This window comes from Microbacterium sp. PI-SA-G, from assembly GCF_057215335.1.
The window spans coordinates 3,307,858-3,326,015 of the sequence record NZ_CM170103.1 but is presented as its reverse complement, the minus strand read 5'-3'; the positions used below and the strand labels follow the sequence as shown (position 1 = coordinate 3,326,015).

Below are 18,158 nucleotides of genomic sequence, written 5' to 3'. Positions count from 1 at the left end.
CCGACGTCACCGCCCGCTCACGAGCGAGCGGCCGACCACTCCGAGATCCGGCTGAGGTGCGCGACCTCGTCGGGGCTGAGCTCCAGACGTGCTCCGGCGAGCAGGTCGGGAACCTGGGCGACCGTGCGTGCGCTGGCGATGGGTGCCGCGACAGTGGGCTGCGCACGCAGCCAGGCAAGTGAGGTCGCGGCGATCGAGGCACCGTGCGCGTCGCCGATCTCCTCGAGGGCGTCGATGATTCGCAGACCGGTGTCCGTGGCGTACTTCGCAGCCCCCTCGGCGCGGGGCGAGTCCTGCCCGGCGGCATCCGTCGACCGGTACTTTCCGGTGAGGAATCCGCTCGCCAGGGAGTAGTAGGGCACGAGACCGAGACCGAATTCCTGCGCCACGGGGATGATCGTCTCTTCGACCTCGTTGCGGTGGACGAGGTTGTAGTGCGGCTGCACGGCCACGGGAAGCGTGGCACCGGTGCGCTGGGCGATGTCGATCCATTCACGGACGCGCTCGGCGCTGTAGTTCGACACCGCGATGTTCTTCACCAGGCCGTCGTCGAGGAGCTGCCCGAATGCCCCCACTGTCTCCTCCAGCGGCACCGACGCGTCGTCGAAGTGCGCGTAGTAGAGGTCGATGACGTCGACGCCGAGGCGCTGCAGCGAAGCCTCCGCCGCCCGGCGGACGTTCGCGGCTGACAGTCCCGCGAAATCCGGGTGCTGACTCACCTTCGTGGCGACGACGATGTTCGCGGGCTTCCGAGACGCCAGCCACTCCCCGATGATCGTCTCGCTCTCGCCGCCGGAGTTTCCCGGCGCCCAGGAGCTGTACGAGTCGGCCGTGTCGACGAAGTCGCCTCCGCCGGCCACGAACGCGTCGAGCACAGCGAAGGAGGCCTCGCGGTCTGCCGTCCATCCGAACACGTTGCCGCCGAGCGAGAGCGGGAGGACGTCAAGATCACTGGTTCCGATACGAGTCATGCTCGGCACAACCGATCGCGGCGAAGGAGCATTCCCGGATGACGCTGCATGTCGCGCGCACGGTCAGCCTTCACCGATCAGGGCAGACAGGAGGAGACGGTGCCGACTACAGGACTCGAACCTGCAACCCCCGTATTACAAGTACGGTGCGCTACCAATTGCGCCAAGTCGGCGGGTGCCATCAGCTTAGCGATGGCGAAGACTCACTCCGAAATCACGGAGCGGGCGTCTCCGTGGGCGCCTCGGTCGGCGTCTCGGTGGGCGCGGGAGTCGGCGCCGCGGTCTGCGACGCGTCGGCGTCGACCGTGAGCACGAACTGCGAGAACTCGGCCGGGTCGTCGAGCGCTCCCACATACGCCTCGCCGTTCGCGACGATCATCGGAGCAGCGGTCAGCACGAGGTCGTCGGATCCGGCGAGCGGACCGTCGAGGGCCCGGGTGGTCGCGTCCTTCGCCCAGGTGACGAAGTCGGCGTCCTGGATGCAGGAGCGCACGGCCTTCGCGTTCTCGACACCGACGGCACCCGCGACGTCCGCGAGCTCGATGTCGGAGAGACCGTCACTGCCGACCTTGGGCTGGTTGTCGAGCAGGTCGTGGTTGAACGCATAGAACTGCGTCGGCGAGTGCGTCGCCACACAGGCGGCGGCAGCCGCCGCGCGCAGGGAGTACTTGGTGCCGTTCGAGCTGGCGGTCAGGAGTGCGACCGGGTGGTAGCTGACGGTGACGGCACCCTCGGTGATCCAGCCGGCGAGCTGACGGGAGTTGGCGCGCTCGAACTCCCCCGCGTCGGGAGAGAGGTAGTCGACGTAGATGTGGATGTCGACGCGCTCCGACGCGGTGGGCTCCGGAGTCGGCGTGACCTCGGTGCCCGCGTCGGTCGGCACAGCTTCGGGGCTGGGAAGCGCCTCGTCGGACGCGGCTGCCGCGGCGGTGATGTCGGTCACGACCACGCCGTCACCGCTCATGCCGCTCGGCGAGAGCTGCGGCTTCGACACCTGCGAGGAGACGGCCAGGGTCACCGCGGTCCCGATCGCGCCGACGGCGATCACGGCGACCGCGCCGATGATGATCCGTCGCATGAGACGCGCACGGGACTGCTGCGCGTGCACTCGCTGTGCCTTCTCCCGCACGGCCTCGCGAGAATTGCGAGGTGTGGGGACGTTCGGCGTTTCGTCGCTCGACATCGTTCCTCTTGAGTCTCAGGGGGTCCGGGTTGGCCCCGACCGACGCTCAGGCGTCGATCGCCGCAATACGCGGCCAGGTTCGATGTTAACCAGCCAGGCTGAGAAATACCCAGGTGCCGCTGTTCGTGTCATACTGATCCCGACCCAAAGACGGGTCACGGCGGGTCACTCTGCCGGTTCCATCACAACGGATCGTCCGGCACGTACCTGCCGGTGAAGGAGAAGCATCATGGCATCTGTCACCTTTGATGACGCCACCCGCCTGTACCCCGGCGGAACCCGCCCGGCCGTCGACAAGCTCAACCTCGAGGTCGGAGACGGTGAGTTCCTCGTCCTGGTCGGCCCCTCCGGTTGCGGTAAGTCCACGTCGCTCCGCATGCTCGCGGGCCTCGAAGAGGTCAACGCCGGCCGCATCCTGATCGGTGACCGCGACGTCACCGACGTGCCGCCGAAGGACCGCGACATCGCGATGGTGTTCCAGAACTACGCGCTGTACCCGCACATGACGGTCGCTGAGAACATGGGCTTCGCGCTCAAGATCGCGGGCATCAACAAGGAAGAGCGCGCAACCCGCGTGCTCGAGGCCGCCAAGCTCCTCGACCTCGAGGACTACCTGACCCGCAAGCCGAAGGCCCTCTCGGGTGGTCAGCGTCAGCGCGTCGCGATGGGCCGTGCGATCGTCCGTCAGCCGCAGGTGTTCCTCATGGACGAGCCGCTGTCGAACCTCGACGCCAAGCTCCGCGTCCAGACGCGTACGCAGATCGCGTCGCTGCAGCGTCGCCTGGGCGTCACCACGGTCTACGTGACCCACGACCAGACCGAGGCGCTCACCATGGGTGACCGCATCGCGGTCCTCAAGGACGGCCTTCTGCAGCAGGTCGGCACGCCGCGCGACCTGTACGAGAAGCCGAACAACGTGTTCGTCGCCGGCTTCATCGGCTCGCCCGCGATGAACCTGTTCTCGGCTGACCTCGCCGAGGGCGGCATCCGCTTCGGCAGCGAGGTCGTTCCGCTCGACCGCGACACCGTGGGCCGTGCCAACGGTTCGCAGGTCACCGTCGGCGTGCGCCCCGAGGACATCGTCGTCGGTCCCGTCGACGGCAAGGGCCTCTCGGTCACGGTCGACCTGGTCGAAGAGCTCGGCGCTGACGGCTACCTCTACGGTCACACCGAGATCAACGGCAAGCGCACCGACCTCGTCGCTCGCGTCGACGGTCGCAGCCACCCGAACGCCGGCGAGACGGTTACGCTCGCCGCGTCGGCCGGTCACGTGCACGCGTTCGACATCGAGTCGGGCGAGCGTCTGAACGACAAGCCGGTCGTCTCCGCCTGATCGGATTCCCAGACGCGGCGCGGGCTGACCTCGGTCACCCGCGCCGCGTCTCTTTTTCGCCCGTCCCCTCGCCCCCGGGAGCCTCATGCAGGATTCTCTGCGCATCACCGCCAGCACGGTCGATCCCGAACTCCTCGCGCTCCCCTGGTCGACCTCGCTCGCGACGTGGCCGTCCGAGCGCATCGTGTCACTGCCCAAGGGTCTCTCCCGGCACCTAGTGCGGTTCGCAGACCTCTCCGGTCGCGTCGTCGCCGTCAAGGAGACCACCGCCGAGATGGCGCAGCGAGAGTACGAGATGCTCGGCAACCTCGCGCGTCTCGACGTACCGTGCGTCGATCGCTTCGCCGTCATCGCCGGGCGGACCGATGCCGCGGGCGAGCCCCTGCCGGCCGCGCTCGTGACCTCGCACCTGCGCTTCTCGATGCCCTATCGCGCGCTGTTCACCCGGGTGCTGCGCCCCGACACCGCCACCCGCCTGGTCGACGCGCTCGCGCTTCTGCTCGTGCGCCTGCACAATGTCGGCTTCTACTGGGGCGACGTGTCGCTCTCGAACACGCTGTTCCGCCGCGACGCCGGCGCCTTCGCCGCGTACCTGGTCGATGCCGAGACAGGCGAGCTGCACGAAGAGGGCCTGACGGACGGCCAGCGGTCGTACGACCTCGACCTCGCCCGCACGAACATCGCCGGGGAGATCATGGACCTCGCGGCGGGCGGACGATTGGAGCACGGGGTCGACGCGGTCGCGATCGCCGACGGCATCGTCTCGTCCTACCGCTCGCTGTGGGCCGAGCTCACGGCACAGGAGTCGTTCTCGGCGAACGAGACCTGGCGCATCACCGAGCGTGTGGAGCGCCTGAACGCCCTCGGATTCGACATCGACGAGATGTCGATGTCGACCACCTCCGACGGCACGGTCGTGGAAATCCAGCCCAAGGTCGTCGATGCCGGGCATCACCAGCGCCGCCTCATCCGGCTCACCGGGCTCGACGTCGAGGAGAATCAGGCGCGGCGCCTGCTCAACGACCTCGACGAGTTCCGTGCCCGCTCCACCAAGCAGTGGGTCGACGAGGAGATGTACGCGCACGAATGGCTCACCCGCGTGTTCGAGCCGGTCGTGCGCGCGATCCCCTATGAGCTGCGCGCCAAGCTGGAGCCCGCGGAGGTGTTCCACCAGGTGCTCGAACACCGGTGGTATCTCTCGCAGGCCCACGGACGCTCCGTGCCGCTCGCCGAGGTGCTCACCAGCTACATCAACGAGGTGCTGCGGCACCGGCGCGACGAGGCGACCATCATGGGGCCGCCCACCGAGACCATGAGCCTGCCCGTGATCACGGGATCGCTGTCGGTGTCAGACGACACGGATGCCGTCGACTGGCGCGACCTCGTCTGAGCCATGACAGGCTCAGACCCGTCGCAAGCGCCGGGCTTCAGTAGCCGACCGTGAACCGCTCGCGGTGATGGTTTCCCTGCTCGATCTCGTCGACGACCGCGATGGCGAAGTCGGCACCCGAGATCGAGGACTTGCCCTCCGCATCGCGCACGACGACATCGCCGCCGTCGCGGTAGTGCCCCGTACGCTCCCCCTCGGCCCAGGGGCCGAAGACTTCAGCGGGGTGCACGAAGAACCAGTCGAGACCGGCGCCCGCCTCTTCGAGGAGCGCGAGCGAGTCGATGCCCACCTGTGCCTCGTGCTTGTACTCCTCCGGGAAGTCCAGGTCGAACAGCCGGGGACCGCCGGGGGCGGCCAGGCTGCCGCCGGCCCCGCCGATCACGCCCAGGCGCGTCGTGGTCCCGGCGAGGCGCTCGACGAGACCGCCGAGCGCCTCGAGCACACGCTCCTCCATGTCGCCACGCGGAGAAAGCGCCGAGACGACCGCGTCGGCACCATCGACCACCGCGGCGATCGAGTCGATATCGAGGGCCGAGCCCTGCACGTACGCGGCGCCGGCGACCGGATCACTCGGCTCGGCGCGAGACAGCGCGATCACCGCGTGCCCGCGGCTCACCGCCTCCGCGACTATGTGGCGACCGGCGTAGCCGGTCCCTCCGAGGACGACGATGCGAGCCATGCGATTCTCCCTGGTGAGCTGTTCCCTGGTGAGCGGTTCGGGTGCGGTCGTGTCAGTTCGCGGCGCGGCTCGTGGCGACCTGGTACAGCGCGACCGAGGTCGCGATACCGGCGTTCAGCGACTCGGTCGAGGCCGAGATCGGGATCGAGACGATCTGGTCGCACGTCTCGCGGACCAGGCGCGACAGGCCCTTGCCCTCCGAGCCTGCGACGATGACGACCGGGCGATCGGCGAGCTGCAGCGCCGGAAGCGAGATGTCGCCGTCGCCGGCGAGTCCGAGGATGAACACACCCTGCTTCTTGAACTCCTTGAGCTGCGTTGTCAGGTTGGTCGCCATCGCCACGGGCGTGCGTGCGACGGCGCCGGCGCTGGTCTTCCAGACCGCCGCGTTCACGCTGGCCGAACGACGCTGCGGCAGGATGATGCCGTGACCGCCGAACGCCGCCGCGGAACGGATGATCGCACCGAGGTTGCGCGGATCCGTGATGCCGTCGAGAGCGACGAACAGCGGCACCTCACCCTGACCGATGACCTTCTCGAGCAGATCCTGCGGGTGCGCGTACTCGTACGGCGGCACCTTGATCGCGACGCCCTGGTGCACGCCGTCGAAGCCCGCCATGCGGTCGAGCTCCTGGCGGGTGACCTCCATCACGGGGATGCCACGGTTCGTGGCGATCGACAGCATCTCCTTGACGCGGTCGTCCATCTCCACACGCTGTGCGACGTAGAACGCCGTGGCGGGGATCTTCGCGCGAAGCGCCTCGAGCACCGAGTTGCGTCCGGTGACGACCTCGGTCTCGGTGGTGTTGTCCTTCGCGCGAGTACTGCGATTGGGGTTGCCGCCGCCGGTCTGGCGCTGGCCGGGGCGACCCTTGCCGCCGGAGGCGGCGTAGCGCTCGGCCGCGGCCTTGCGCTTGCCGGCCGGGTGCCAGGCACGGTCCTCAGCCTTCGGGGTCGGTCCGCGACCCTCGAGCGCCTTGCGCCCGAGTCCGCCGGTGCCCTTGAGCGGGCCCTTCTTCTTGCCGTTGCTTGCGCCGGGGCGCTGTGGCTTAACCATCAATACTCCAATGAGTTCCGTCTGCGGTGTCTTCGAGGACGATGCCGGCCGCCGCGACAGCGTCGCGGATGCGGTCGGCTGCCGCCCAGTCCTTGTCCGCCCGCGCCTGTGCGCGCTGGGCGATCATCGTCTGGACGAGGGCGTCCAGGGTGGTGTGTTCTGCGGCGTCTCCGCCGGAGGTCATGAGCTCGTCGAATCCGAGCAGACGCATCATCGCGTCGACCTCGGCGAATGCGCTCCAGGCGTCGTCGTGGTCTCCGGCGTCGATCGCCGTGTTTCCGCGACGCACGGTCTCGTGCAGCGCCGCGAGAGCCTGCGGCACGCCGAGGTCGTCGTCCATGGCGGCGGCGAAGCTCTCAGGGACCATGCCGATCCGCGGCCCGTCCGGCGTTCCGGGAAGCGATCGGCGCACGCGCGCGATGAACGTCGCGATGCGTCCGAGCGCGGCCTCCGCCTCGTCCCACGACGATTCGCCGAGGTCGAGGCTCGAGCGGTAGTGCGCGGCCGCGAGCGCGTAGCGCACCACCATCGGATCCCGCGTCGCGAGCACGTCGGCGGCGAGGGTGAAGTTCCCGAGCGACTTCGACATCTTCTGCCCGTTCACGGTCACGAGGCCGTTGTGCATCCAGTGACGCGCGAATCCGTCGCCGGCCGCCGCGGACTGCGCGAGCTCGTTCTCATGGTGCGGGAACCGCAGGTCGAGACCGCCGCCGTGGATGTCGAACTCGGCACCCAGGTAGCGCTTCGCCATCGCCGAGCACTCGATGTGCCAGCCGGGGCGTCCGGGGCCCCAGGGAGACTGCCACGTGGCATCCGCCGGCTCGTCGGGCTTGGAGCCCTTCCAGAGCGCGAAGTCCTGCGGGTTGCGCTTGCCGCGCGGATCCGCGTCTTCTGCGGGCTCCATCGCGTCGAGCGACTGATGCGTCAGCTCGCCGTACTGCGGCCACGAGCGGACGTCGAAGTAGACATCTCCCGATTCGTCGGGTGCGGGATAGGCATGGCCGCGCTCGATCAGCCGGGTGATGAGTTCCTGCATCTGCGGGATCGACGCGGTGGCTCGTGGCTCGTAGGTGGGAGGGAGGATGCCGACGCCGGCATATGCCGCGGTGAACTCCTGCTCGATCCGATAGGCCAGTGCCCACCACGGCTCGGCGTCGGTCGCGTTCAGCAGCACCTTGTCGTCGATGTCGGTGACGTTGCGCACGAATGTGACGCGACCGAAGCGATGGGCGAGCCAGCGACGCAGAAGATCGAAGCTGAGGGCGGCCCGCACATGACCGATATGGGGTCCGGACTGCACCGTGGGTCCGCAGACATACATCGTGACGTTCTCGGGATCGAGCGGCACGAAGTCACGCAGATCCTGCGTGCGGGTGTCGTGGAGGCGGAGTGTCACCGCTCAAGCTTACTCGGAGAGCGTGCCCGGCCCCTGAGTGCGTTCCCGGGGCATCACCATGGCGATCGCGGTGACCGAGACGCCTTCGCCCCGTCCGGCGAACCCGAGTCCGTCGGTGGTGGTCGCGGTCACCGACACGGGAGCACCGCCGAGCGCCTGCGACAGCACCTGTTCGGCCTCTGCACGTCGCCCGCTGAAGCGTGGACGGTTGCCCTGGAACTGCGCCGAGACGTTGCCGATATCGAAGCCCGCCTCCTGCAGCAGCTCACGCGTGCGGGCCAGGAACACCGCGGCGTGCGCCCCGGCGTACTCCGGATGCGCGGTGCCGAAGTGCTCGCCGATGTCGCCGAGCCCGGCCGCGCCGAGCAGGGCGTCGACGATCGCGTGCGCGACCGCATCACCGTCTGAGTGCCCCGACAGCGGCTGCTCCCCCGGCCATTCGAGGCCGGCGAGCCAGAGCGCGCCGTCGCCGCCGAACGCGTGCACGTCGGTGCCGATCCCCACCCGCGGGATCGCGTCGCTCCGCGGAGCTCGACGCAAGGCCGGACGGGGGGCGCGGACCGTCTCGGCCAGCAAGTGCCGCGCGCGCTCGAGATCGGAGGGCGTGGTGATCTTGAACGCCTGCGCCGATCCGTCGATGTGGTGCACGCGCCCGCCGTTGGCCGCGAACAGTGCGGCATCGTCGGTGTACTCGACGCCGGACTCGAGCGCGGCGGCATAGGCGGCCTCCAGCAGACCGCGCGGGAACCCCTGCGGGGTCTGCGCGGCGGCGAGTTCGGAACGGTCGACGGCGGCGACGACCACGCCGGAGTCCACCTTCTTGAGCGTGTCGACGACCGGCAGCGCGGGGATCACGCCCGCATCGGCGGTCACGGCCTGCGCGACGGCATCGATCTGCGCGGGCGGCGTCAGGGCGCGGGCCGCGTCATGCACGAGCACTGTCGTCACATCTCCCCAGAGTGCCGCCAGTCCGGCCGCGACGGACCGCTGGCGGGTGTCACCCCCGGTGACCACACGGCCGAGCTGGTGGCGGTCGCCCGCTGCTTCGCGCAGCTCGGTCTCGGCATCGCCCTCGAAGCCGGCAGGAGCGACGACGATGACCTGCGCCGGGGCTGCGGCGAACACGCCTTCGAGCGCGTGACGCAGGATCGAGCGACTGTCGATGCCGACGAAGGCCTTGGGCGCTCGCGCCTCGAGCCGGGTGCCGGAGCCGGCGGCGACGACGATGATCGCGGTGTCCGGGACGGGAAGCATGCTCACGCTCTCACGCTACCGTCTCGCTGCGGGGACGACGAAGGGGCGGATGCCGCAGCATCCGCCCCTTCGTCAGTTCCGTCGAGGAGAGGTGTCAGGACGCGAGGACCTGGTCGAGCATGGCGCTCGCCTTGTCCTCATCGGTCTTCTCGGCGAGCGCGAGCTCGGAGATGAGGATCTGGCGAGCCTTCGCCAGCATCCGCTTCTCACCCGCGGAGAGACCGCGGTCCTGATCCCGACGCCACAGGTCGCGCACGACCTCGCTGACCTTGATGACATCGCCCGAGGCGAGTTTCTCCAGGTTGGCCTTGTAGCGACGCGACCAGTTGGTCGGCTCTTCCGTGAACGGCGCGCGCAGCACCTCGAACACGTTGTCGAGGCCTTCCTTGCCGATCACGTCACGAACGCCGACCAGATCAACGTTCTCAGCGGGCACCTCGATGATGAGATCACCCTGGGTGACGTTCAGCTTCAGGTACTTCTTCGCCTCACCCTTGATGATGCGTTCCTTGACCTCGATGATGGTCGCGGCCCCATGGTGCGGATAGACGACAGTTTCGCCAACCTCAAAAAGCATAAAAAACGGTCCTTTCGGCAACCTCAAGGATACCACAGGGAATATGCACTAAGGTTCGCGCCTCGGGCGTCTCCGGAGGCCGACGCGCGTACCCGTAGAATGGGATGCGGATACCCCGCCGGACCTCAGGAGGACCCGTGAAATCGCGCCTTGTTGCGTCTGCCGCCCTCAGCGCTCTCGTTCTTCTCAGCGCGACGGGCTGCACGTTCATCTCGCCGCAGGCGACGACGATCCAGTACTCGGCCTCGGATGGCGTCAACGTCCCCGACTCCGACGGCCCGCTCGACGTTCGCAACGTCTTCATCGTCGCGAACGAGGAGGGCACGGTCGGCAACTTCATCGGTGCGGTCGTGAACCCCACCGACGAGCGCGCGACCCTGACCATCGGCCTCGAAGGCATCGACCCGCTGACCGTGACGGTGCCCGCGAACGGCCGCATCAGCTTCGGCGCCGACGAGGAGCCGCTGCGCATCGTCGACCTCGACTCCCTGCCCGGCTCGACCGTCGAGATGCACTTCCAGTCGGGCGATGCGCTCGGCGTCAAGACGCAGGTGCCCGTGCTCGACGGCACTCTCTCGTACTACTCCGACCTCGCGCCCAGCGAGGACTGAGCCCCGCGGCTCCGCCGCCGGCACGTCGAAGAGGCCGACCCCCGCGGGGGTCGGCCTCTTCGCATGTCGGGAGCGTCGCGCGCTCAGCCCTCGAAGCGATAGCCGAGGCCGCGCACGGTCACCAGCATGACCGGCTCGCTCGGGTTCTCCTCGATGCGCGAGCGGATGCGCTTGATGTGCACGTCGAGCGTCTTCGTGTCGCCGAAGTAGTCGCTCCCCCACACGCGGTCGATCAGCTGGCCGCGCGTGAGCACGCGGCCGGAGTTGCGCATCAGTACCTCGAGGAGCTCGAACTCCTTCAGGGGCATGTTGATGACGGAACCCGCGACAGACACGGTGTGCCGGTCGATGTCGAGTGAGACCCGCCCACCGTCGAGCACCCGTTCGTCGAGTTCGCTGTCGGCCTGCACCACGCGGCGCAGCACCGCGCGCATCCGCGCGAGCAGTTCGCGCGACGAGTACGGCTTGGTGATGTAGTCGTCGGCGCCGAGCTCGAGCCCGACCACGATGTCCACCTCCGAGTCCTTCGCGGTGAGCATGATGATCGGGACGGCGGAGGTCGATCGGATCTGCCGGCACACCTCGGTCCCCGGCATCCCCGGCAGCATGAGATCGAGCAGCACGATGTCGGCGCCGCGCTCTCGGAACGCCGTCAGCGCACCGGGACCGTCCTCGGCGATCTCGACCTCGTAGCCTTCGCGGCGCAGCAGGTACGCCAGCGGGTCGGCCAGGTCGGGCTCGTCCTCGACGAGAAGGATGCGTGTCATGCGGTTTCTCCGTTTCGTGCGCGTGCCGCCTTGGCCTTCGCTTTCGCCTTGGCCTCCTTGCGTGCGCGCTTCTTCTTGCTCTTCTTGTCGTCGTCGACGGCATCGGGCGCGTCGATCAGCGGAAGACGGATGGTGAACGTCGAACCGCGCCCCGGTCGTGACCACAGTCGCACCTCGCCGCCGTGACGCTGTACTGCGTGCTTGACGATCGACAGGCCCAGGCCGGTGCCGCCGGTGCGGCGCGAACGCGCCTCGTCGGCGCGATAGAACCGCTCGAAGATGCGCTCCCGATCGGCTTCGGAGATGCCGATGCCCTGATCGGCCACGGCGATCTCGACGACGCCGTCCTCTGCCTTCACGCCCACTCCGACCCGCGATCCTCGCGGCGAGTAGAGGATCGCGTTCGCGACGAGGTTCCCGACCGCCTCGATCAGGATCTGCGCGTCGCCGCGCACCCAGGCGCCTCGGTCGCCGCCGCGCGTCAGCTCGACGCCGGCGGAATCGGCCTGGACGACGTGGGCCTCGACGGAAGAGGCGACCACCTCGTCGATCGACACCGGGTTGACCTCGGCGAGACCGTCTTCGGCCTGCAGCCGCGAGAGGCTCATGATGCGTCCGGTCAGCTGCGCCAGCCGTCCGGCCTCGGCCGAGATCCGTGCGGCGAAGATGCGCACCTGGGGCGGATCGTCCGCGGCGGACTCGATCGCCTCGGCGAGCAGGCTGACGGCACCCACCGGAGTCTTCAGCTCATGGCTCGTGTTGGCGACGAAGTCGCGGCGCATCTGGTCGAGCCGCTCCTGCTCGGTGACATCGCGGATGATCAGCAACGCCAACCGGGCACCCAGCACGCTCGCCCGCGCCGACACGAGACGCGGGTCGAGGCTCACCCCACCCCGCGTCATCCGCAGCGATTCGGTCTTGGTGCCGCTGGCGGCCGCGCGCACGCTGCGCACGAGCTGGCGGAGCTCCGGGTTGTCGAGGGTCGAGCCGACGTCGATGCCGAAACGGGTGGCCGCGTGCGAGGCCGCGAGCACGAGGCCCGAGGTGTCGACGACGCACGCCGCGTCGTCCATGCTGTCGAGAACATCCGTGATGCCGGTCGGGATGACGGTCGAGGTCTCCTGCTCGACACGAGCGCGCGCGCGATATGCCCACAGCAGCAGACACGAGAGACCTACTCCGATGAGCACCCCGACAGCGAGTGCGATCAGCGCGATCTGCGGCAACGTCATGTCCCCAGCGTAGAGTGCGTTCACCCGCGTTCCGGCGCGTTTCCGGGCCTGCGCGACAAGGGGCGAAGTACTATTCACGTGTCGGGCACCGTTCGTTAACCTTCGGAGCAGACAATCGCATCGGGCCTGTGCGGGAGCGCGGACCGACTCCTCTCAGCGGACGACACCGTCGAGAATCGAACGAAAGGTTGCGCCGCACATGCGCGAAGTCTTCCACCAGTCCCTCGAGGACCTGCAGTCCCGTCTCGTCGAGATCGCGGACCTCGTCACGGTCTCGATCGACAAGGCGACACGCGCCTTCGCGACGAGCGACGTCGCTCTGGCCGAGGAGGTCATCGCCGACGACGCGAAGATCGACGCCCTCGCGGTCACCCTCGACGAGCAGGCGATCGAGATCCTCGCCCGCCAGCAGCCGGTCGCCCGCGACCTGCGCATCGTCGTCACGGCGCTGCGCGTGAGCGCATCGCTCGAGCGCATGGGCGACATGTCCGAGCACATCGCCCAGCTCGCACGCCTCCGCTTCCCGGAGCGCGCCATCCCGCGGGGTCTCAAGGGGACCTTCGTGAAGATGGGCGAGCTCGACGTCGAGATCTCTCGCACCCTCTCAGATCTGCTGCGCACGGGCGACCTGCGCTTCGCCGACACGATCCGCAACGCGGACGACGACGTCGACGAACTCCACGCGAGCGTGTTCGAGAAGGTGCTCAGCGACAACTGGAAGGGCGAGGCGACGGCGACCGTCGATGCCACGCTCGCGAGCCGCTACCACGAGCGCTTCGCCGACCACGCGGTCGCGATCGCGAAGAAGATGGTCTACCTGGCCACGGGCGACTGGCACGTCTCCGAGGCCGAGATCGCCCTCGCCGCCGAGCAGCAGCAGGAGTTCGGGCACGCCTGATCGTTCACCCTTGCGCCTGTCGTTCTCGCTGAGACCCGAGGCAGTCGCCGAAACCCCCTGCTGCGAACGTTCGCAACAGGGGGTTTCGGCGTGAAAGCGGGGTCTCGGCGGGATTACTTCTTGCCCTGCGCGGCGACCGCGGCGGCACCGGCGGCGGCGGCCTCGGGGTCGAGGTAGCGGCCGGGGCCGGTGGGCACGTTGTTCTCGTCGAGCTCGTAGATCAGCGGGATGCCGGTCGGGATGTTCAGCTCGGCGATGTCGTCATCGCTGATGCCCTCGAGGTGCTTGACGAGGCCGCGCAGCGAGTTGCCGTGCGCGGTGACCAGGACGGTCTTGCCGGCGTCGAGGTCGGGGACGATCGCGCTCTCCCAGTACGGGAGGAGGCGGTCGATGACGAGCTTGAGCGACTCCGTGCGCGGCACCTCACCGTCGATGCCGATATAACGGGCGTCGCCGACCTGGCTGAACTCGCTGTCGTCGTCGAGGACGGGCGGCGGCACATCGAACGAGCGACGCCACAGCTGGAACTGCTCCGGTCCGAACTCCTCGAGCGTCTGCGCCTTGTCCTTGCCCTGCAGGGCACCGTAGTGACGCTCGTTCAGACGCCACGAGCGGGTCACCGGGATCCACAGGCGGTCAGCGGCGTCGAGCGCGATGTTCGCGGTCTGGATCGCACGGCTTAGCAGCGAGGTGTGCAGCACGTCGGGCAGCAGCCCGGACTCGGCCAGCAGCTCCCCTCCGCGGCGGGCCTCGCGGATGCCCTGCTCGTTCAGGCGGACATCCACCCATCCGGTGAAGAGGTTGAGTTCGTTCCACTCGCTCCGGCCGTGGCGGAGCAGGATCAGCGTGCGCGTCTCAGTCATGCCGCCAGTTTATCGGCGGCGGTCTCGCGTTCGCTGCCGCCCGGCGGTCGATTTCTGCTCCGGTCGTTGACCGCACCTCCCGGCTGGAAGGATTGACCCATGGCGTCCTCTCCCCTCGGCCGGCCCACGCGCGGCACGACCGGGACCAACCGGCTGCGGCGCAACGACCGCTGGATCGCCGCGAGCCCCGCCTTCCTGCGAGCGCCTGACCCGCTGGTGATCGACCTCGGCTACGGAGCGAGCGGTGTCACGGCGTTCGAATTGGCGACGCGTCTGCAGGCCGCCCGTGCCGAGGCCGAGGTCCGCGGCCTCGAGATCGACCCCGCCCGCGTGGCGTCGGCGAACGCGCAGCTCGAGGAGGTGCGCTCCGGTCGCACGTCGTTCCGGCGCGACCTGCCGGTGTCATTCGCCCGCGGAGGCTTCGAGGTGCCGCTGCCCGACCAGCGCCGGCCGGCCGTGATCCGCGCCATGAATGTGCTGCGTCAGTACGACGAGACCGACGTGGCGGCCGCATGGCGGACGATGGCCGGACGGCTGACTCCCGACGGCCTGCTGATCGAGGGCACGTGCGATGAGATCGGACGCGTGTCCAGCTGGGTCGACGTCGGCCCCGACGGCGCTGCTCGTCGCTTCACCCTCTCACTGCGGCTCGCCGAGCTCGTCCGCCCCGGCATCGTCGCGGAGCGGCTGCCGAAGGCGCTCATCCACCGGAACGTGCCCGGCGAACGCATCCATGCTCTGCTCACCGACCTCGACCGGGAGTGGGAGCGCGCAGCCGCGCTGTCGACCTTCGGCCCGACCCAGCGCTTCCTGGCCACGGTGACCGCTCTGCAGGCGCAGGGCTGGCCGATCGGCGGACGCCGCAGCCGCTGGCGCCTGGGCGAGCTCACGGTTCCGTGGGATGCCGTGGCGCCCCTGGCCTGAGGCGGCGGAGATCAGACGGCGTCGCTGCCGGTAGTACTGCCGGTGGTGCTGCTGGCAGTGCTGCGGGGGTCGGGCGCGGAGGGGCGACGGGACAGGCGCGTGATGCGCGGGATGTCTGCGGTGGCGCCGGCGTCGCCGGGCACGATCACCTGCTGCGATGCCGCGACGTCGATGCCGTCTTCGCGGACGATGAGATCGCCGACCGGAGCGCGACGCGACAGGATCGCGAGCGCGATCGGGCCGTCCTCGTGGTGCCGGGCGACGGAGGTGAGGTGTCCGACTTCGTCGTCTCCGGCGAAGACCGCAGACCCCGGCGCCGGCAGCACCGCATCGCTGCCGTCGAGCTGGAGGGCGGCCAGTCGGCGTGGCGGATGCCCGAGGTTGTGAACCTTGGCGACGGTCTCCTGACCGCGGTAACACCCCTTGCTCAGGTGCACCGCGCTGCGGATCCAATCCGATTCGTGGGGCAGCGAGCGCTCGTCCACCTCCGCAGCCCAGCGCGGGCGCCAGGCGGCGATGCGCAGAGCCTCGGCGGCGAGCAAGCCGGCCACCGCCTCGGAGTCGATGGATGCGGCGAGCGCGTCAGCGTCTTCGGAGCGGACGATGCCCACGCGCCACGCGAGCGCGGCACCCGGGTGGTCGGCGACCTCGGAGTACTGGTGTCCGCCGACGGACACCCGCTGCCACGGGTCGGCCCAGATCAGTGCGACGCCCTGCGGCGCGAGCGCGACGCCCGCAACGGTGTCAGCGGCCGATCCGCCCTCGACGAAGCCGAGCAGTGTGAGCTCGGGCCGGAGGTCGACCGTCGCCTGCGTGCGGAACTTCATACGCGTCAGCCAGGTGGCGAGGCTCTCGGCGTCGTCGGCATCGGCGATCAGCCAGGTCGACGCGCCGTCGTCGAGCACACCGGCCGCGTGCTCGACGCGTCCCTGCGGATCGAGGATGAGCAGCTCGGTGCTCTCGCCCGGGGCCAGCCGTGCGACGGACTGCGAGGTGATCGAATCGAGCCAGCTGAGGCGCTCGGGACCGGCGACCTCGATCACGCGGCGGTCGTCGAGGGGCGCGATCGCCTTTCCCGCGGCCAGCCGACGCTGCTCGCGGAAGGGATCACCGAAGTGCGAGATGCCGTGCTCGTCGGCGACGGCTCCGCTGATCTGGGAGAACGAGGTCATCTCAGACCTTCGCCAGACGTGCGGAGGCGTGCGAGCGCAGCGGAGTTCCGAGGGCGGCAATGTCCCACGCCCAGAGCAGATGTCCCTCGACCAGGCCGAACAGGCGCGTGGCGGCCGCGTAATCCTTGGCGCCGGCGCCGCGCACGATCGCGTCGGAGGAGATGTCGATGCGCGGGCCGTTGACCTCGCCGAGGTACAGCTCGAGCATGCCGTCGGAGTGCGCGATCGACACCTCGATCGGGAACCCGCCGCTGGCACTGCGCAGCTCTTCGACGTCGTCGACGGTCCGCTCCGGTGCAGGTGCGCGGGGCGGCAGGAGGGCCGGCCCGGCATCCGCGTCGGTCGCGGGACGTGAGAGACGCCAGAAGCCGGTCTCGGCGATGAGTCGTGCCGACGGAGCGCCGTCGTCGTCGAGCAGCGTCGCGGTCGCGGAGTAGTTCAGGAAGGGGCCGCCGTCATGGCTGAAGCTCACGCGATGCGCGAACTCGCCCTGGAGTCGATCGTCGCCCACGGGGAAGTCGATCACTCCCGTGCCCTCCCACACGCCGATCACCCACGAGAGCGGTACGAGGTCGGCGGGAAGGTCGACCGGGAGTTCGAGCACGACGCTCAGCGCTGGCCGCGGAAGAGGTTGCGCAGCACCACGGCCGACACGAAGACGATCGCGAGACTCGCCAGGCCCAGCAGGCCGATGTAGAAGTATTCGAGCGCGATGAGATCCATGGCTCCACTTTACCCCGCCTGCGGCGTGAGGCGTCAGTTCGAGATCAGGGCGGCGAGACCGAAGCCGACCGAGATCATCCCCATCAGCAGCAGAGCACCGGTGACGCTGCTCGCGACCCGGAAGATGAACCCGTCGGTGCGCCCGTATCGCAGCTGCACGGCGAAGGAGGCGAGCACGACGCCGCCGAAAGCGACCAGCATCCACGACACCCGCCACTGCTCCGACACGAAGATCCCGACGGCGATGCTCGCGAGGAAGGCGACGACCCACACGGCGATCACGCCGACGAAGGCGTTGCGCGGTGCGAGAGCTGGTTCCGACATGACTCCATTGTGACCCATCCGGTGCCGGTATCATGGCCCCACGGCATCGCCCGATGCAGGTGAGGAGTGCGCGTGGCCGAGATTCTGGTACTGACGAACGCTCCGATATCGGAGCAGGTGCTGCCTGCGCTCGAACTGCTCAGCCACCGCGTCCGCCAGATTCCCGCGGAGCCGGCCCAGCTGGTGAGCGCTCCGGAGTACGACATCGTCATCGTCGACGGCCGCTACGACCTGGTCGGAGCCAAGTCCCTGTGCCGCCTGCTGCGCGCGACGGGGCAGGACGCACCGCTGCTCCTCGTCGTCACGGAGGGCGGCATGAGCGCGCTGTCGGGCGACTGGGGCATCGACGACGTCCTCATCTCCACCGCCGGCCCGGCCGAGACCGACGCGCGTGTGCGCCTCGCCATCGCGCGCCGTGACGAGGTCGCCGCGCCGACCCGGGTGCAGGCGTCGGGCATCACGATCGACGAGCAGTCCTACTCCGCGAAGCTGCACGGCAAGGCGCTCGACCTCACCTATAAGGAGTTCCAGCTCCTGCACTTCCTCGCCACGCATCCGTCCCGGGTGTTCACCCGCGAGCAGCTGCTGAGCGAGGTGTGGGGGTACGACTACTTCGGCGGCACCCGCACGGTCGACGTGCACGTGCGGCGCCTGCGCGCGAAGCTGGGCGACCAGGAGCAGATCATCGGCACCGTGCGCAACGTCGGCTATCGCTTCAACGTCTACGACGACGAGACGGTCGCCGCCTCACGGTGACGCGCGGCGGGCGGCGTTCACGCACGCGACACCTGGCGGTGCTTAGAT

At 69.1% G+C, this 18,158-nt stretch carries 19 protein-coding genes and 1 tRNA gene; 6 read left to right on the top strand and 14 right to left on the bottom strand.

Translation table 11 applies throughout. From position 1 onward, the window contains the following. Positions 1 to 17: 17 nt before the first annotated feature. From AC2D10_RS16415 to AC2D10_RS16405, 3 genes are all read right to left on the bottom strand, one after another. The gene (locus tag AC2D10_RS16415; protein ID WP_484709177.1) at positions 18 to 971 is read right to left on the bottom strand and encodes an aldo/keto reductase; all 954 of its coding nucleotides are present in this window, start codon (positions 969 to 971) and stop codon (positions 18 to 20) included. Between the two features lie 100 nt (positions 972 to 1,071). Further along, positions 1,072 to 1,144: transfer RNA gene (locus AC2D10_RS16410), tRNA-Thr, on the bottom strand. 41 nt (positions 1,145 to 1,185) lie between these two features. Next, positions 1,186 to 2,154, bottom strand: coding sequence for a DsbA family protein (locus AC2D10_RS16405; RefSeq protein WP_484709176.1), 969 nt, complete (start codon positions 2,152 to 2,154; stop codon positions 1,186 to 1,188). Positions 2,155 to 2,383: 229 nt separating this feature from the next. On the opposite strand from AC2D10_RS16405, the gene AC2D10_RS16400 reads away from it, so the two are divergent. Both AC2D10_RS16400 and AC2D10_RS16395 read left to right on the top strand, forming a co-directional pair. Next, positions 2,384 to 3,487 carry an ABC transporter ATP-binding protein gene (locus AC2D10_RS16400; protein ID WP_484709173.1) on the top strand — a complete coding sequence of 368 codons (1,104 nt, stop codon included), beginning with the start codon at positions 2,384 to 2,386 and terminating at the stop codon, positions 3,485 to 3,487. Between the two features lie 85 nt (positions 3,488 to 3,572). Continuing rightward, complete coding sequence (locus tag AC2D10_RS16395; RefSeq protein ID WP_484709172.1) at positions 3,573 to 4,877, top strand: DUF4032 domain-containing protein; 1,305 nt, start codon at positions 3,573 to 3,575, stop codon at positions 4,875 to 4,877. Positions 4,878 to 4,914: 37 nt separating this feature from the next. Here the strand turns inward: AC2D10_RS16395 and AC2D10_RS16390 are convergent, their stop codons facing one another. From AC2D10_RS16390 to AC2D10_RS16370, 5 genes are all read right to left on the bottom strand, one after another. Then, complete coding sequence (locus tag AC2D10_RS16390; protein ID WP_484709170.1) at positions 4,915 to 5,556, bottom strand: NAD(P)-dependent oxidoreductase; 642 nt, start codon at positions 5,554 to 5,556, stop codon at positions 4,915 to 4,917. A 52-nt stretch (positions 5,557 to 5,608) separates the two neighbouring features. After that, the gene (gene rlmB, locus AC2D10_RS16385; RefSeq protein ID WP_484709169.1) at positions 5,609 to 6,613 is read right to left on the bottom strand and encodes a 23S rRNA (guanosine(2251)-2'-O)-methyltransferase RlmB; all 1,005 of its coding nucleotides are present in this window, start codon (positions 6,611 to 6,613) and stop codon (positions 5,609 to 5,611) included. Beyond that, positions 6,606 to 8,009: a cysteine--tRNA ligase gene (cysS, locus tag AC2D10_RS16380; protein ID WP_484709167.1), complete on the bottom strand. Its 1,404-nt coding sequence runs from the start codon at positions 8,007 to 8,009 to the stop codon at positions 6,606 to 6,608. Before cysS ends, rlmB begins: the two co-directional genes overlap by 8 nt. Positions 8,010 to 8,018: 9 nt before the next feature. Next, positions 8,019 to 9,263 carry a 2-C-methyl-D-erythritol 4-phosphate cytidylyltransferase gene (ispD, locus tag AC2D10_RS16375; RefSeq protein ID WP_484711860.1) on the bottom strand — a complete coding sequence of 415 codons (1,245 nt, stop codon included), beginning with the start codon at positions 9,261 to 9,263 and terminating at the stop codon, positions 8,019 to 8,021. 94 nt (positions 9,264 to 9,357) lie between these two features. After that, on the bottom strand, positions 9,358 to 9,840 hold the full coding sequence (locus tag AC2D10_RS16370) for a CarD family transcriptional regulator (protein ID WP_484711859.1): 483 nt from the start codon (positions 9,838 to 9,840) through the stop codon (positions 9,358 to 9,360). A 137-nt stretch (positions 9,841 to 9,977) separates the two neighbouring features. Between AC2D10_RS16370 and AC2D10_RS16365 the strand changes: the two genes are divergently transcribed. Next, the gene (locus tag AC2D10_RS16365; protein WP_484709166.1) at positions 9,978 to 10,451 is read left to right on the top strand and encodes a DNA modification methylase; all 474 of its coding nucleotides are present in this window, start codon (positions 9,978 to 9,980) and stop codon (positions 10,449 to 10,451) included. An 83-nt stretch (positions 10,452 to 10,534) separates the two neighbouring features. Here AC2D10_RS16365 and AC2D10_RS16360 read toward each other — a convergent pair whose 3' ends face one another. Together AC2D10_RS16360 and AC2D10_RS16355 are read right to left on the bottom strand one after the other, a co-directional pair. Continuing rightward, the gene (locus AC2D10_RS16360; protein ID WP_484709165.1) at positions 10,535 to 11,218 is read right to left on the bottom strand and encodes a response regulator; all 684 of its coding nucleotides are present in this window, start codon (positions 11,216 to 11,218) and stop codon (positions 10,535 to 10,537) included. Beyond that, complete coding sequence (locus AC2D10_RS16355; protein WP_484709163.1) at positions 11,215 to 12,450, bottom strand: sensor histidine kinase; 1,236 nt, start codon at positions 12,448 to 12,450, stop codon at positions 11,215 to 11,217. Before AC2D10_RS16355 ends, AC2D10_RS16360 begins: the two co-directional genes overlap by 4 nt. Positions 12,451 to 12,649: 199 nt before the next feature. On the opposite strand from AC2D10_RS16355, the gene phoU reads away from it, so the two are divergent. After that, positions 12,650 to 13,348: a phosphate signaling complex protein PhoU gene (gene phoU / locus AC2D10_RS16350; RefSeq protein ID WP_484709161.1), complete on the top strand. Its 699-nt coding sequence runs from the start codon at positions 12,650 to 12,652 to the stop codon at positions 13,346 to 13,348. Between the two features lie 113 nt (positions 13,349 to 13,461). Here phoU and AC2D10_RS16345 read toward each other — a convergent pair whose 3' ends face one another. Continuing rightward, positions 13,462 to 14,211 carry a phosphoglyceromutase gene (locus AC2D10_RS16345; RefSeq protein WP_484709160.1) on the bottom strand — a complete coding sequence of 250 codons (750 nt, stop codon included), beginning with the start codon at positions 14,209 to 14,211 and terminating at the stop codon, positions 13,462 to 13,464. Positions 14,212 to 14,310: 99 nt separating this feature from the next. Between AC2D10_RS16345 and AC2D10_RS16340 the strand changes: the two genes are divergently transcribed. Continuing rightward, positions 14,311 to 15,135 (top strand): class I SAM-dependent methyltransferase, encoded by an 825-nt coding sequence (locus tag AC2D10_RS16340; RefSeq protein ID WP_484709159.1) that lies wholly within the window; start codon positions 14,311 to 14,313, stop codon positions 15,133 to 15,135. Positions 15,136 to 15,146: 11 nt separating this feature from the next. Here the strand turns inward: AC2D10_RS16340 and ygfZ are convergent, their stop codons facing one another. From ygfZ to AC2D10_RS16325, 3 genes are all read right to left on the bottom strand, one after another. Further along, the gene (ygfZ, locus tag AC2D10_RS16335; RefSeq protein ID WP_484709158.1) at positions 15,147 to 16,307 is read right to left on the bottom strand and encodes a CAF17-like 4Fe-4S cluster assembly/insertion protein YgfZ; all 1,161 of its coding nucleotides are present in this window, start codon (positions 16,305 to 16,307) and stop codon (positions 15,147 to 15,149) included. 1 nt (position 16,308) lies between these two features. Continuing rightward, positions 16,309 to 16,911 (bottom strand): nitrobindin family protein, encoded by a 603-nt coding sequence (locus AC2D10_RS16330; RefSeq protein WP_484709157.1) that lies wholly within the window; start codon positions 16,909 to 16,911, stop codon positions 16,309 to 16,311. 152 nt (positions 16,912 to 17,063) lie between these two features. Beyond that, on the bottom strand, positions 17,064 to 17,354 hold the full coding sequence (locus AC2D10_RS16325; RefSeq protein ID WP_484709156.1) for a hypothetical protein: 291 nt from the start codon (positions 17,352 to 17,354) through the stop codon (positions 17,064 to 17,066). 72 nt (positions 17,355 to 17,426) lie between these two features. Between AC2D10_RS16325 and AC2D10_RS16320 the strand changes: the two genes are divergently transcribed. Next, positions 17,427 to 18,110 carry a winged helix-turn-helix transcriptional regulator gene (locus AC2D10_RS16320; protein WP_484709155.1) on the top strand — a complete coding sequence of 228 codons (684 nt, stop codon included), beginning with the start codon at positions 17,427 to 17,429 and terminating at the stop codon, positions 18,108 to 18,110. The last annotated feature ends 48 nt before the right edge of the window (positions 18,111 to 18,158 follow it).